This is a genomic window from Rhodopila sp. (genome assembly GCF_035548095.1).
Taxonomy (GTDB): domain Bacteria; phylum Pseudomonadota; class Alphaproteobacteria; order Acetobacterales; family Acetobacteraceae; genus Rhodopila.
The window spans coordinates 26,038-40,472 of record NZ_DASZUV010000012.1 but is presented as its reverse complement, the minus strand read 5'-3'; the positions used below and the strand labels follow the sequence as shown (position 1 = coordinate 40,472).

Sequence of the window (14,435 nt, the reverse complement as noted above, 5' to 3'; positions counted from 1 at the left end):
CTTAGGGCACGCCGAATGGCGGAGGGACAGGACCAGGACGGGGACTTAGGGACGCGCCTGGCGGCCGGTGCGTCCGTCGGCGCGTCCGATGCCTTGTTCGCGCTGATGGATGCGCTGGGCCGGGTCAGCCGCGCCATGTATCCGCCCTGCCTGCCCGCGCTGGCGGCCTGCCTGGACGAACCGGCGGCGGCGCTGTCCGACCGGCAGGCTGGTCTGGACGTCCCGCTGCGGGATGTCGCGGCGCTGGCCCTGCGCGCTTGCGAGGGGATACGGCAGGCGGGCGATGCCGACAACCCGATGCTGGATGCGTATCGCGCGTTGCGGCTGTATCAGCGCGCGCTGGCGCTGCTGGTGGAGGCGGAGCGTCGGCCCGAGGTCAGCCGGTTCCTGCTGCCCGCGGCGATGCGCGGCGATGCCGCGCTGGCGGCGCGCCTGGCCCTGCCCGGTCCGCCCGGCACCGGCGTGTCCCACCATGACAACGATTTGCGGGAGCGGGGCGGTTATTCCGTCTACGTGCCGCCGGCGCTGGACGGCGCTGGACCCGGGGGCCGCGCGGCGCCGCTGGTCGTGGCGTTGCACGGCGGTTTGGGCCATGGCCGGCTGTTCCTGTCCAACTGGGTGCCGCTCGCGCGGGTCCACCGGTTCATCGTGGTGGCGCCGACCGCTGTCGGGTCGACCTGGTCGCTGATGGAGCCGCAGGTGGATGTCGGCCATATCGCCGCCGTGCTGGACCAGGTCGGTGCCCGCTGGCGGATCGATCCGGCGCGGCTGCTGCTGACCGGCATGAGCGACGGCGGCACGTTCACGCTGCTGTCCGGCCTGGATGACGGATCGCCGTTCACGCACCTGGCGCCGGTCGCGGCGTCGTTCCATCCGATGCTGCTGGCCATGACCGATCCGCGCCGGGTCGCCCGGCTGCCGATCTACCTCGTTCACGGGGCGCTGGACTGGATGTTTCCGGTCGGCGTGGCCCGCTCCGCCGAACGGGCCCTGACGGCCGCCGGCGCCGCCGTCACCTACCGGGAGATTGCCGACCTGTCGCACGCCTATCCCACCGACGAGCAGGCCGCGATGCTGGCCTGGTTCCTGACGCAGCCGGCGCGCGGGCGGCCGGATTCCGATCCGGACGGTGATGCCGGCCCGAGCAGCGGCCGGGGGCCCGGCCGATGACGCGTACCGCGGCGAACCTGTACCGCAGGCAGCGGTACGGCATGCTCGGCCATATCGCGGTGATGCTGCTGGCCCTGGCGGTGATCTGGGGCAGCATCCTCGTGAACATGGAAAGCCAGCGCCAGGCGGTGCAGGAGGACGCGGCCAAGGACGCCGACAACCTGGTGCGCGCCTTCACCGAGAATATCTCGCGGGTCGTCGGCGGCCTGGATCAGACCCTGCAGCGGGCGCGCGATCAGTATGAGCGGGACCCCGCTCATTTCGACCTCGCGGCATGGTCGCGGACGCATCCGCGCGTGCATGGCGACGATGTCATGCTGCTGCTGGTCGACAAGGCCGGCAATGTCGCCCAGACGTCCGAGGGTCCGCCGGCGCAATCGGTGAACCTGGCGGAGCGGGACGCCTTCAAGGCGATGGCGAAGAACCCCGCCGACCAGCTGATGGTCGGCGCGCCGTTGACCGGCGTGCTGTCCAATCGGCCGATGATCGTGCTGTGGCGACCGCTTGCGGCGGGAGGCGGCAGCTTCGAAGGGGCGCTGGCGGCGCTGCTGGATCCGGCCGAGCTCTCCCGCTTCTATGCGTCGATGGCGATCGGGAACGGCTCGATCACGCTGGCGGACCAGCAGGGTGACGTGCTGGCGCGCGTGCCGGACGGGCCGCACACGGTGGGCCGGACCCTCGACTCGACGTTCATGCGGCTGATGCGGCGCGAGGCGCCGGCCGGTCATTTCGAGGCGGAAAGCGCGCTGGACCACACCAAGCGGCTGTACAGCTTCCGACGCCTGGAACAGCCGGGGCTGCTGCTGACCGTCGGCCTGGCGCAGGACGACGTCTTCGCCACCTATCGCTTCAACCGGTCGGTCAGCGTTGCCGGGGGCGGCATCGTGTCCCTGGGGGTCATCGGCGTGACCCTGCTGATGATCCGGCAGCGGCGGCGGCTGTTGCGGTCGAACGAGGTGCTGGCGGTGACGCTGGAGAACATGAACCAGGGCATCCAGATGGTGGAGCCGGACGGCCGCGTCGGCGTCATCAACAGCCGGGCGATCGAGCTGCTGGGCCTGCCGCCCGCCCTGCTGGAGGGACAGCCGCTGTTCCGCGATGTGGTGGCGTGGCAGGTCGAAAGCGGCGAATTCGGCGATCCCGACAAATATCCCGACGGCCTGCGCCAGACCCTGGCGGCCGGCGGGATCGCCTCCACGCCCGACACGTATGAACGCTGCCGGCCCAACGGCACGGTGCTGGAGATCGCCACCAACCCGATGCCGGATGGCGGTGCCGTGCGCACCTATACCGACATCACCGAACGCAAGCGGGTGGAGGCGGAGCTGGCCGCCGCCCGGGACGCGGCCGAGGCGAGCGGCCGGGCGCGGATGGAGTTCCTGGCGATGATGAGCCACGAAATCCGGACGCCGATGAACAGCATCATCGGTTTCGCCAGCCTGCTGATGGACATGCCGCTGGGCAGCACCGTGCATCAATACGTGCGCATCATCCGCCAGTCCGGCAACCACCTGCTGCAGCTGATCAACGACATCCTGGACCTGTCCAAGCTGGATGCCGGCAAGCTGCAGCTGGAGAATGAGGCGTTCGACCTGCGGGAGGAGATCGGGCAGACGATCGAACTGCTGATCGGCCAGGCGCAGGAGAAGCACCTGACGCTGTCGGCCGAGGTGGCGCCGCAGGTGCCGCGGCGGATCTTCGGCGATCCCGGGCGGCTGCGGCAGATCCTGATCAACCTGATCGGCAATGGCCTGAAGTTCTCCTCGGTCGGCGGCGTGGCGGTGCATGTGGGCCTGTTCAAGGATGATGGCGGGGCGAACCGGCTGTCCTTCAGGGTGACCGACACCGGTATCGGCATCCCGTCCGAGAAGGTCTCCCTGCTGTTCCGTCACTTCTCGCAGCTGGGGGAGAGCGGGTCCCGCCAGTACGGCGGCACCGGCCTGGGGCTGGCGATCTGCAAGCGGCTGGTGGAGCAGATGGGTGGCGGGATCGGCGTGCAGAGCGAGCCGGGGCGGGGCTCGATGTTCTATTTCGACCTGCCCCTGGTGGTGGCGGACGCGGCGCCGGTGCTGACGCCCCAGCCCGGCAGCCTGCGCGTGCTGCTGGCCGACGACAACGATACCAACCGGATGGTCATCGCCCGGCTGCTGGAGCGGCTGGGTCACCGGGTGGACATGGTGGTGAACGGGCTGGAAGCGGTCGAGGCGATACGGACCCGGCCCTATGACCTGACGGTGATGGACGTGGCGATGCCGGAAATGGACGGGCTGGCCGCCGCCGAGGCGATCCGCGACCTGACCGGGCGGCGCGGCCGGGTGCCGATCATCGGCCTGACCGCCAGTGTCGCGGGCGAGATCGAGGATGCGTGCTACCGCGCCGGCATGAACGCCTTCATGACCAAGCCGGTGACGCTGGAGAAGCTGGATCGGGCGATCGCCCTGGCCATGGCCCCGGTGTCGGCGCCGGCCGCGCCCGGCGGATAGCGGCCCGCCTGGGAACGGGCGCCAAGGATCAGGCGCAGGGATCAGGCGCCAAGGGATCTGACGCCGGGGATCTGACGCCGGGGAGCAGGCGCGCGGAGCAGACGCGCGGAGCAGGCGTGGGGGCTTGGCGCCGACACAATCCGCTTGCACTCGATCGCGGGTTGAGGTTGTTCTACCGGGAGTACTGGGAGAACGTCTAAAATGTCGATCCAACGTCGCACTTTGCTTGCAGGCGCCGCGGCCGCGCCGCTCCTGACCCCGCTGCGAGCCAGGGCACAGGCCAAACCGATCGTCCGGGTCGGCGTGATGAACGACATGTCCGGCCCGTATCGTGACGTGAACGGTCCCACCGGGGTCGCCTGCACCCGGCAGGCGGTGCAGGAGTTCCAGTCCGGCGCCTTCGATGTGGAAGTGCTGTCGGCCGATCATCAGAACAAGCCGGATGTCGCCATTTCCCTGGCGCGCGAGTGGTTCGACAACCGCGGCGTCGACATCGTCATCGACATCGCCGCGACGTCCTGCGCCCTGGCCCTGGCAGGGATCGTGAAGGAGAAGAACAAGATCATGATCGCCACCAGCACGGCGTCCTCGGACGTGACGGGCAAGGCGTGCACGCCGAACTCGATGCACTGGGCGTTCGACACCTACATGGAGGCGCGGTCGACCGGCGGCGCCATGGTGAAGGCCGGCGGCGACACCTGGTATTTCATCACGCCCAACTACGCGTTCGGTGAGGCGACGCAGCGCGATACGACGAATTTCGTGCTGGCCGGGGGCGGCAAGGTGCTGGGCGCGCAGATCTATCCGTTCCCGGAGACGACCGATTTCTCCTCCTTCCTGGTGAAGGCGCAGGCGTCCGGCGCGAAGATCCTGGGAATCTGCGGCGCCGGATCGGACCTGATCAACATCGTGAAGCAGGCGCACGAATTCGGCCTGACGCAGACGATGAACCTGGCGGCGATGGTGGCCTATACGACCGACATGCACTCGATCGGCATCGAGATGGCGCAGGGCACGCGGCTGTCGGAGACCTATTACTGGGACCTGAACGAACGGACGCGCAGCTTCCAGAAGCGCATCCAGCCGAAGGTGACGCTGTGGCCGAACATGGCGCAGGCGGCGGACTATTCCTGCACGCTGCACTACCTGAAGGCGGTGGCGGACATGGGGCCGAAGGCGGCGCAGGCCGACGGCGCGGCGACGGTGGCGCGGATGAAGGCGATGCCGACGGACGATGACTGTTTCGGCGTCGGCAAGATCCGCGAGGACGGTCGCAAGATCCATCCGGCCTATCTGTTCGAGGTGAAGAAGCCGTCGGAGAGCAGGCACGAGTGGGATCTGTACAAGCAGATCGGCGTCACCCCGGCCGAGGAGGCGTTCCGGCCGCTGTCGGACAATGCGTGCCCGCTGGTGAAGGCATAGGCATCGCGTCCAGCCCGGTTGGGCCGCCCCCCAACCCGGGCCCCAGGCTGGGCAGCCCCCCAAGGACAGCCCCAGAGGACAGCCCCAGAGGACAGCCCTCCAAGGACAGCCTTCCAAGGACAGTCCTCCAAGCGGGCGGGTCGGGCCGCTGGACAGGTTCACGATGCGCCCACCATCGGCGATCAGCGGCAGCAGCGCCCGCGTCAGGAAGAACACGCCCCTCAGGTGGATGCCGGTGCCTGGCCATCGCGCCGCCAATCCATCGCGCGGCGCGCGTGCCATGCGGGTGGCTCAGACCCCGCGCCCGAACCCCAGAATGGCCCCGACCAGGCGGCCAAAGTGCATCTGCGTCCAGATATCGGCGGCGGCGAAGCTCGGGCGCGCCTGCATGGTCCGCCAATAGCGCAGCAGCGCGGGGCGCGCCGCGATTTCGTTACCGAGACCGGTGAAGGCGATGCGGGCCAGAAACACCGTCAGGATCGTGTCGGCGATGCCATAAGCGGGCGGCACCATTGTGGCCCGCCCGTCGGCCAGCGTCTGCTCCATCCGGTCCAGCATCCCGATCGCCTCATCCCGGCGGCGCTGCCATAGTCGCGCGGCGGCGGCAGGGTCGAAGGTGCGGACGCGTTCGGCAAAGACCGCCGCCCGGGCCCGGTAGACCGGCGCCAGATCGGGATTCGCCGCCGCCAGCGCCAGCAGGCGGCGATGGATGCCGCGCAGCAGCCGGGGGATCACGACCCGCGCCACCGGATTGCGGGCGAGGACATGGCCGAATGTCAGTTCCTCGATCGGATAGGCATAGTGACGGTCGAGCCAGGCCTTCGTCTCGGCATCCAGCGTCGCTTCATCGGTGCCCAGCGCGTATTCCGCGATGGCGCGGCTCTGGTCCAGCACGCGGTCCGCCAGCACCAGGGTCGGCACCGTCATGTTCGGGTTCAGCCGCACATAGCCGGGCTCCTGCTGGCTCTTGCGGACATGGATGTCCATGTACACCGGATCGTAATCGACATGACCCTCCGCCAGGGCTAGGCGCGCGATCATCGAATAGTAGGACGAGGGAGCATGGTACAGGCGGGGCTTGCCCGGAGTGTCGGTCATGGCGGCGTCCTGGCGTGAAAACGGATGGCGCCCCGCCGTGCCTCGATCGATGCACGATCGGCACCGGCGACGCCATAGCGGTCCAGGAGGGCGGCGGTATTCAGCCGCCCATGCCTCCGGATGCAAGGCCGGCTCCCCCGCTCCACCATGTGATGGAGGGTGGGGCAGTCCTCCGGCAGTTCCTTGATCTCGGCGCCGGTCATGCGGGCTGTTCGATCATCGGGTGGTTCGGGCGGGCATGGCTGTCCCCGGCATGGCTGTCCCCGGCATGGCCTGTCGCCGGCGCGGCCTACCCAAAGAAGTCCCCGAACCGCGCCAGCACCGCCTCCGGCGCTTCCTCCGCCAAATAGTGGCCGGAGGCCACCGACCCGCCGGTGACGGGTCCGCTGCAATAGGCCCGCCAGATCGCCAGCGCATCGTACCACCGGCCGATCTTGCCCTTGTCTCCCCACAGCACCAGCAGCGGGCAGCGGATCTTGAGTCCCGCCGCGCGGCTGGCGCGGTCATGCGTCAGGTCGATCGTCGCGGCGGCGCGGTAATCCTCGCACATGCCGCGCACCATCTCGGGCTGGCGCACCGCCGCCATGTAGTCGGCCAGCGCATCGGGGTGGAACAGATCCGGCAGCGACGGGTCGCGGCTGGTGTGCTGGCGCCACCAGTCCTCAGGCGCGCGGGTGATCAGCCATTCCGGATACGGATGCGGCTGTGCCAGCCAGAACCAGTGATAATAGCCCAGGCCGAACGCCATGTCCGCCCGCTCGAAATGTTCCAGAGTCGGGATGATATCGAGCACGGCGAGCTTCAGCACCCGGTCGGGGTTGTCCAGCGCGATCCGGTGCGCCAGCCGGGCCCTGCGGTCATGCCCGGCCAGCAGGAACCGGTCGAAGCCGAAATGGTCCATCACGGCCGTCATGTCGCGCGCCATTTCGATCTTGGCATAGGGCGCATGGTCCGATGTGGCCGGCGGCTTCAGCGAAAAGCCATAGCCGCGCAGGTCCGGGCAGATCACGGTGAAGCGTCTCGCCAGTTCCGGCGCCACCAGGTGCCACATGGCATGGGTCTGCGGGTTGCCATGCAACAGCAGCAGCGGCGGGCCGAAGCCGCCATGCCGCAGCCGGATCGTACCGCCCGGTACGGGCACATGCTCCAGGGTGAAACCGTCGAAGAACATGGACCTACTCCCGCTCATAGGCCTCGGTGGTGGACCCGGCGGCGATGCGGCGCCAGCCCGGACCGGCAACGGCCTGGCGCATCGCCGGCAGGGTTGCGGTGCTGTCGCGGTCCTGGCCCAGCAGGGCCAGCACCACGCGGCGGTAAGGCGTGATGCGGGGCCGCAGGTCGGCGGCCGTGTCGGCCGGCCGGACCACCAGCAGGGGCAGGGCGGGCGGTGCCTCGATACCGAAGGCGCCGACGATGCCGACGCCATCGTTGCCCAGCGGCACCAGCGCGACCACGCCATCGGCCAGAGACACCCCGTCCCCCAGACGCGCCGCTTGCCAGGCGGCTCGGCCGGCCGGCTGCATCGTGGCGGGCGCAAGCGCGAGGCCGAGGATCGCCGCCGCCTGCACCGCCCCGGCCAGGACCGGCAGAGGCCAGGCGCCGCGCCGCCGGCCGCAGGCCCAGGCGAGCAGCAGCGCCAGGAACGGCACGCCGAAGGACAGGTAGCGCAGCTCGATCGGCGTGTTGTCGAACACGGCACCCAGCGCCAGCAGCCCGATCGGGGGCGCCACCGCCGCGGCGGCCAGCAGGCGGACGCGGAACGACGCGGCCCATGGCCGTGCCGACAGCACCGTGGCCGCCAGCAGCAGCCCGAGCGCGGCGATGGCGGCGCCGATGGCGGGCCGCGCGGGACCGTCGGCATAGAGCGGCAGGCCGCCGAACAGGGCGGCCAGCTGGTAGCCGGCCAGCCGGGGCAGCGCGGAGGACAGCGCGAATGGCGGAAACTGCCCGTTCCGCGCGCCATGCTGGGCCGCGAAGAACCACGCATCCAGCGCCAGGAAGGGCACCGCCCCGGGCAGCAGAAGCCAGTGGCGGCGGGACCGGATGCAACCCGCCAGGCCGACGCCGATCGCCACGAACACCGCCAGGTAGTTGCAGGCCGCGGCCGCCCCGAACAGCGCGCCCGCCCCGAGCAGCGCGCCCGCCCCGACCAGCGCGCCCGGCCGGCGCCGCCCCGCCAGCAGCCACACGGCACCCAGCGTCAGCGCCAGGGCGGGGGCGAAGCCGCGGGCGATGATGGCGGTATAGGCGAAGCCGTAGGATCCCAGGGTCAGCAGCATCGCTCCCGCCGGACGGATACCGCACCGCCGGGCGATGCCACCGACCAGCGCCAGCGACACCAGTCCGCAGAGCACCGAGAACAGGCGCGCCGCGAACAGCGACGGTCCCAGCGCCGCGCGCCACAGCGACACGGCCCAGAAATACAGCGGCGGGTGGACATCGGTTTGCCGCAGCGAGATGGCGATTTCCCCCAGGCCGGCATGGCCGCCCTGCGCCGCGGCGACCGTCGCGGCCGGGAACGGCGTCACCGGCCAGGCCGGCCGCGCGGTGCCCGCCGTGAGGAACAGCGTGTATTGCTCATCGTATTCGGCGCCGCGCAGCCAGGCGGCGGCGGACAGTATCAGGGCGGCGAGGACGAGTGTGGCGATGACCGCCACCCACGGCGCGGGTGCGCGGCATCCGGAACGCGCCGGGTCCGAGGCGGCGGGCCGCCCCGCCACCGTCATGGCGGCCGGCCCGCGCTGACCGTGACGGTGTAGAAACGGCAGCCGCACCGCCAACCCGCCGCCATTAACCATTCTGAAACCCACGGTCCGCTACATCCACCCATCGTCTCCGCAACGGTCCGGCCATGCCGCCGACCGTAGGATGGGGTGGTTAACGAATGGTTACGTTCCGGCGGACGCTGTGCCGCCTCGCCTGCATCCTGTTGCCGCTGCTGGCCGGCGGCGCCCCTGGCCGGGCCGACCCGCCGCCGCCGCTGGCGCGCGGGATCAACATCACCGGCTGGTTCCGCTTCCCGCCCTCCCGCGAGCCCGCCGCGCTGGATTCCTATCTGTCCGACGCCGCGCTGCTGGACCTGCGCGCGGCGGGGCTCGATTTCGTTCGTCTCGCCGTCGATCCGGATATGGTGGCGGATGCGGCCGGCAGCGAGGCGCTGCTGCGCGCGATCGGCCGCATCCAGCGCCAGGGGCTGGCGGTGATCGTCTCCCCACACCCGGTGCACTGGCGGCTGGAGGCGCAGCCAGGCCGCCTGCGTGCCTTCTGGCAAGGAATGGCGCCGCAGCTCCGCGCGCTGGATCCCGTCCGCACGGTGCCGGAAATCGTCAATGAGCCGGTCTTCCCGCATGATCCAGCCGGCTGGGCGACGCTGCAGCACCGCGTGCTGGGCGATATCCGTGCCGCCCTGCCGCATGCGACGGTGGTGCTGACCGGCCAGGACTGGGGCAGCATCAAGGGGCTGCTGGCGCTGGCGCCCGAGGCGGATCCGGATGTCGTCTACAGCTTCCATTTCTATGACCCGCCGGAGCTGACCACGCTGGCCGCCTACCGGGCCGGCCTGGATCGGGCGGCGCTGGCGCGGCTGCCGTTTCCGGCCGCGGACCGGGCCGGCTGCGGTCGCGCCGCCGCCGCGGCGGGCGACGCGCCGACGCGCGAGCTGATGCGCTATTACTGCGCGCTGGGCTGGACCGAGGCGGCGTTGCGCAAGCCGATCGACCAGGCCGCCGCCTGGGCGCGCATGCACCACGCGCGGCTGCTCGCGGGTGAGTTCGGCGCCTCCGCGGCCCTCAACCCACCGGCCCGCCTGGCCTGGCTGCGCGCTGCCGGCGCCGCCTTCCGGGCGAACGGCATCGCCTGGGCACTGTGGGGCTACGACGACGTGATGGGCCTGAACGTCCCGCGCCCGCCACCCGCTCGGCCGCGCCTGGACCCGGCGGTGCTGGCGGCGATCGGGCTGCCGGCGATCGGGCTGCCGGCGATCGGGCTGCCGGCGGGGCGCGCGGAGGCAAACGCCGCCCAGGGGCGCGCTTCGCCGCGGCAGGCGCAGACCTGCGGCCAGCCGCAGCCGCGCTGCGCGACACCCGGGTCAGGGACATGACCGCCTCCCTGGATCCGGCTGACTGGTCGGCACTGCGGGCGCTGGGCCACCGCATGGTCGATGACATGTTCGACCATCTGGAAACGCTGCGGCAGGGGCCGGTCTGGCGACCCGTGCCGCCCGCCGTCCGCTCGGCGCTGCGCCGGCCGTTGCCGCGCGCCCCCACGCCCGCCGAAACGGTCTATCAGGATTTCCGCCGCCTCGTGCTGCCCTATGCGACCGGCAACCTGCACCCGCGCTTCATGGGCTGGGTGCATGGCGGCGGCAATCCCGTCGGCATGCTGGCCGAATTCCTCGCCGCCGGGCTCAACGCCAACCTGGGCGGCCGTGATCACGCGCCGATCGAGGTGGAGCGGCAGGTCATCGCCTGGGCGGCCGAAATGATCGGGTTTCCCGCCGACGCGTCCGGCGTGCTGGTCACCGGCACCTCGATGGCCAACCTGATCGGCGTACTGGTCGCCCGCTCCGCCTACCTGGGTGAGACGGCGCGGCGGGATGGGGTCGGTGCGGCCGGCCTCGTCGCCTATGCCTCCGAGGCGGCACACAATTGCGTTCCGCGAGCGATGGAGATGGCCGGCATCGGCGGCGCGGCGCTTCGGCTGATCCCGACCGACGGCGACGGGCGCATGCGGCTGGACCGGCTGGCCTCCCGGCTGGCGGAGGATCGTGCCGCCGGGCTGCGGCCGTTCCTGGTGGTGGGAACGGCGGGATCGGTGGATATCGGCGCGATCGACGACCTGCCGGCGCTGGCCGCGCTGGCGGCGGCACAGCTTCTGTGGTTCCACGTCGACGCGGCGTTCGGCGCCGTCGCCGCGCTGTCGCCACGGCTGCGGCCGAAGCTGGCGGGGCTTGAGCGCGCCGACTCGGTGGCCTTCGATTTCCACAAATGGGCGCAGGTGCCGTACGACGCCGGCTGCATCCTGGTGCGCGACGCGGCGGCTCAGATCGCCACCTTCAGCAACGAGGCCGCCTATCTGCGGCGGGAGCAGCGGGGCCTGGCCGGCGGCGGCGTCTGGCCGTGCGACCTGGGGCCCGACCTGTCGCGCGGCTTCCGGGCGCTGAAGGTGTGGATGACGCTGTCGGTGCATGGCGCCGACCGGATCGGCGCGGTGGCGGAACACGGCTGCCGCCTCGCCACCCGGCTGGCGCGGCTGGTGGACCGCACGCCGGGTCTGCAGCGGCTGGCGCCGGTGGCCCTGAACATCGTCTGCTTCCGGTATGTCGACGCGCCGGGCGACCTGGACGCGTTGAACGCGGATATCGTGGCCGACCTGCAGGAGGCGGGGCTGGCCGCGCCCTCCACCACCCGCGTCGGCGGCGTGCTGGCGATCCGGGCGGCGATCGTGAACCACCGAACCGAGGCGGCGGATATCCGGGCGCTGGTGGCCGCGGTGCTGCGGGCGGGCCGGGCACGCGCCGCCCGCATGGGCACAACCCGACCCGGCGCGGCTCGCCCGGATGCCGCCCGACCGGGCATGACCAGGGCCGGCACGAGCAGGGCCGGCACGGCCAGGGCCGACACGGCCAGGGAAGACACGGCCAGGGAAGGCATGGCCAGGGAAGACTCGGCCCGGGCAGGCATGGCTAGGAAAGGCATGGCCAAGGCGCGCGTGGCCTCGGCCCACATGGATGCGGCCGAAAAAGAAAGGCCCCCGGTTATTCACCGGGGGCAAGTATACAGGGAGGCTTCACGTCTGGGAGACGTAGGGGTCAGAGACCCCCTTCCAGCGACTGGCGCTGGAACTCTGGCGGCGGTGCCGCCGTAACTCGTGGAGCTTTTCTATGCCGCAGATGCGAACACAACCATCGACGAAATGCGGCAGCGGCCATGCCATATGAGCATGGCTTATAATAAGCACGTGCGAAACGGGAATGGCTGAGCCGGGCAGTCGGAATTCGAACCTCGATCGGATTTGGTAAGCTATTGATTAAGCGCCCAAAAGAAAACCCGGCACCGCGGTGCCGGGTCCCCTTGCGGCCTATCGCCCCGCCGGATGGGTCAGTGCATCTCCGCCAGGCGCGCCAGCAGAAAATCCCGAAACACCGCCACGCGCTTCGAATTGCGCAACTCTTCGGGGTACACGAAGAACACGTCCACCTTCGGCCCCTTCATGTCGGCCAGCACGTGCACGAGGTCCGGATTCTCCGCCACCACGTAGTCGGGCAGCGCGCCGATTCCCATGCCGGAACGCAGTGCCAGCATCACCGCGTTGATCGAGTTCACCTCCAGCACCGCGCGGCGCGGATTGCCGGGGCGGCGGCCGGCCTCGGCCAGCCAGTTCACCTCGGGCACCGGCGGGTGGTGGGTGCCGAACAGCACCAGGCGGTGCGCGTCCAGGTCCTCGGCCCGCTGCGGCACGCCGTGCTTCTTCAGGTACTCGGGCGAGGCGACGACATGCCAGTGCATGGTCATCAGGTGACGCTGCACGAGGTCGGGCTGCTTCGGCGGGTGCATGCGGATCGCCACATCCGCTTCCCGCATCGCCAGGTCGAGTTCGGCATCATCCAGCAGCAGCGACACGGTCACTTCCGGATAGGCTTCCAGGAACGCATTCAGCCGCGGCGCCAGCCAGGAGGAGCCGAAGCCGACCGTGGTGGTGATCTTCAGGCGCCCGGCGGGCTTCTCCTTGCTTTCGGTCAGCAGCGCCTCGGTGATCGCCAGCTTGGCGAAGACTTCCCGCACCGTCCGGTTCAGCGATTCGCCCTGCTCCGTCAGGATCAGGCCGCGCGCGTGGCGGTGGAACAGCGGAACCTGCAGTGCTTCCTCGAGCGCTGAAATCTGCCGGGATACCGCTGACTGGCTCAGGCTGAGCGTGTCGCCAGCATGGGTAAAACTTCCGGCCTCGGCCACGGCGTGAAAAACGCGCAGCTTGTCCCAATCCATCTACCGCCTCTCCTGTCCGGCGCGGGGGGCCGCCGACTGCCGCGCGGAGGCGCGATGTCGCGAGGCCATGCGTCGGACCGTGTGTCAAACATCGGCGCGCACTGCATGCGTGCTATGCGCTTACTGTAAACACACTTTGAGGATTCTGTAGGGGTTTTCGCGGGCTTGCGAAGATTTTTCTCTAAGCTGTGACCAGTGGCGGCGAAACGGTCTGCTCCGCGAGGAATTTCTCCGCCTCCAACGCCGCCATGCAGCCGGTGCCGGCCGCCGTGACCGCCTGGCGGAACACCTTGTCCTGCACATCGCCGGCGGCGAACACGCCGGGGACCGAGGTGCGGGTGCTGCCGGGCGTGGTGATGATGTAGCCCTCGGCGTCCCGCTCGACCTGTCCGGCGAAGATCGCCGTGGTCGGGGAATGCCCGATGGCAATGAACACCCCGTCGACCGGCAGGTCGCGGACCGCGCCGGTGACCGTGTCGCGCAGCCGCACGGCGGTGACCGCCTCGGGTTTTCCGCCGGCCAGGATCTCCTCCACCGTGGCGTTCCAGATGACGGACACCTTCGGGTTGGCGAACAGCCGCGCCTGCAGGATCTTCTCCGCCCGCAGCGAATCGCGGCGATGGATCAGCGTGACCTTGTCGGCGTGGTGGGTCAGGTACAGGGCCTCCTCCACCGCGGTGTTGCCGCCGCCGACCACGGCGACCTCCTTGCCGCGATAGAAGAAGCCGTCGCAGGTGGCGCAGGCTGACACGCCGCGCCCCTGCAATGTCTGTTCCGAGTCCAGGCCGAGCCAGCGGGCCTGGGCGCCGGTGGCGATGATGACGGAGTCGGCGAGCCAGGTGTCGCCGCCATCCGTCCGGCAGCGGAACGGACGCCGGCTGAGGTCGACCTCGGTGACGATGTCATGCACGATGGCGGTGCCGACATGGCGCGCCTGCGCCTCCATCTGCTCCATCAGCCAGGGACCCTGGATGACATCGGCAAAGCCGGGATAATTTTCGACATCGGTCGTGATCATCAGCTGTCCGCCCGGCTGCAGGCCGGCGATCAGGGTCGGCGACAGGTTGGCGCGGGCGGTGTAGATCGCCGCGGTATAACCGGCGGGTCCGGCGCCGATGATCAGGACCCTGGTGTGATGCGTCTCGCTCATAGCGCCCTTATATTGACCGCGCGCACCACCGGACAAGCGAGGTTCCGCGTCCGGAGTCGCCGGCTCAGGCCGGCCATGCGGGCCGCCAGCCTCGAAGCAGGGCATGCCGGGATGATTCCCGCCGCGCGC

10 protein-coding genes and 1 pseudogene are annotated in these 14,435 nt (G+C 70.3%); 5 read left to right on the top strand and 6 right to left on the bottom strand.

Going from position 1 to position 14,435, the window contains the following annotated elements; all coding sequences use genetic code 11:
- The first annotated feature begins 15 nt into the window (after positions 1-15).
- The 3 genes from VHC04_RS10530 (at position 16) to VHC04_RS10520 (ending at position 5,075) form a co-directional block, all read left to right on the top strand.
- Complete coding sequence (locus VHC04_RS10530) at positions 16-1,170, top strand: hypothetical protein (RefSeq protein WP_325680846.1); 1,155 nt, start codon at positions 16-18, stop codon at positions 1,168-1,170.
- The gene (locus tag VHC04_RS10525) at positions 1,167-3,653 is read left to right on the top strand and encodes an ATP-binding protein (RefSeq protein WP_325680844.1); all 2,487 of its coding nucleotides are present in this window, start codon (positions 1,167-1,169) and stop codon (positions 3,651-3,653) included. Before VHC04_RS10530 ends, VHC04_RS10525 begins: the two co-directional genes overlap by 4 nt.
- A 201-nt stretch (positions 3,654-3,854) precedes the next feature.
- Positions 3,855-5,075 (top strand): ABC transporter substrate-binding protein, encoded by a 1,221-nt coding sequence (locus tag VHC04_RS10520; protein ID WP_325680842.1) that lies wholly within the window; start codon positions 3,855-3,857, stop codon positions 5,073-5,075.
- 291 nt (positions 5,076-5,366) lie between these two features.
- Here the strand turns inward: VHC04_RS10520 and VHC04_RS10510 are convergent, their stop codons facing one another.
- From VHC04_RS10510 to VHC04_RS10495, 4 genes are all read right to left on the bottom strand, one after another.
- Positions 5,367-6,173 carry a glutathione S-transferase family protein gene (locus VHC04_RS10510; protein ID WP_325680840.1) on the bottom strand — a complete coding sequence of 269 codons (807 nt, stop codon included), beginning with the start codon at positions 6,171-6,173 and terminating at the stop codon, positions 5,367-5,369.
- Entirely contained in the window at positions 6,170-6,376 is a 207-nt protein-coding gene (locus tag VHC04_RS10505) for a DUF7002 family protein (RefSeq protein WP_325680838.1), read from the bottom strand. The genes VHC04_RS10510 and VHC04_RS10505 overlap by 4 nt, the downstream gene beginning before the upstream one ends.
- 86 nt (positions 6,377-6,462) lie before the next feature.
- The gene (locus VHC04_RS10500) at positions 6,463-7,344 is read right to left on the bottom strand and encodes an alpha/beta fold hydrolase (protein WP_325680836.1); all 882 of its coding nucleotides are present in this window, start codon (positions 7,342-7,344) and stop codon (positions 6,463-6,465) included.
- A gap of 4 nt (positions 7,345-7,348) precedes the next feature.
- A complete protein-coding gene (locus VHC04_RS10495; RefSeq protein WP_325680834.1) occupies positions 7,349-8,983 on the bottom strand; it encodes a glycosyltransferase family 39 protein in 1,635 nt (544 codons plus the stop codon).
- A 74-nt stretch (positions 8,984-9,057) separates the two neighbouring features.
- Between VHC04_RS10495 and VHC04_RS10490 the strand changes: the two genes are divergently transcribed.
- Complete coding sequence (locus VHC04_RS10490) at positions 9,058-10,272, top strand: glycoside hydrolase family 5 protein (protein ID WP_325680831.1); 1,215 nt, start codon at positions 9,058-9,060, stop codon at positions 10,270-10,272.
- Positions 10,269-11,687 (top strand): annotated as a pseudogene (locus VHC04_RS10485) (pyridoxal phosphate-dependent decarboxylase family protein); the annotation flags it as partial. The gene VHC04_RS10490 and the pseudogene VHC04_RS10485, both read left to right, overlap by 4 nt.
- Before the next feature lie 584 nt (positions 11,688-12,271).
- Here VHC04_RS10485 and VHC04_RS10480 read toward each other — a convergent pair.
- The gene (locus VHC04_RS10480; RefSeq protein WP_325680829.1) at positions 12,272-13,156 is read right to left on the bottom strand and encodes a LysR family transcriptional regulator; all 885 of its coding nucleotides are present in this window, start codon (positions 13,154-13,156) and stop codon (positions 12,272-12,274) included.
- Positions 13,157-13,337: 181 nt separating this feature from the next.
- Positions 13,338-14,306: a thioredoxin-disulfide reductase gene (gene trxB / locus VHC04_RS10475; protein WP_325680827.1), complete on the bottom strand. Its 969-nt coding sequence runs from the start codon at positions 14,304-14,306 to the stop codon at positions 13,338-13,340.
- Positions 14,307-14,435 lie beyond the last annotated feature (129 nt).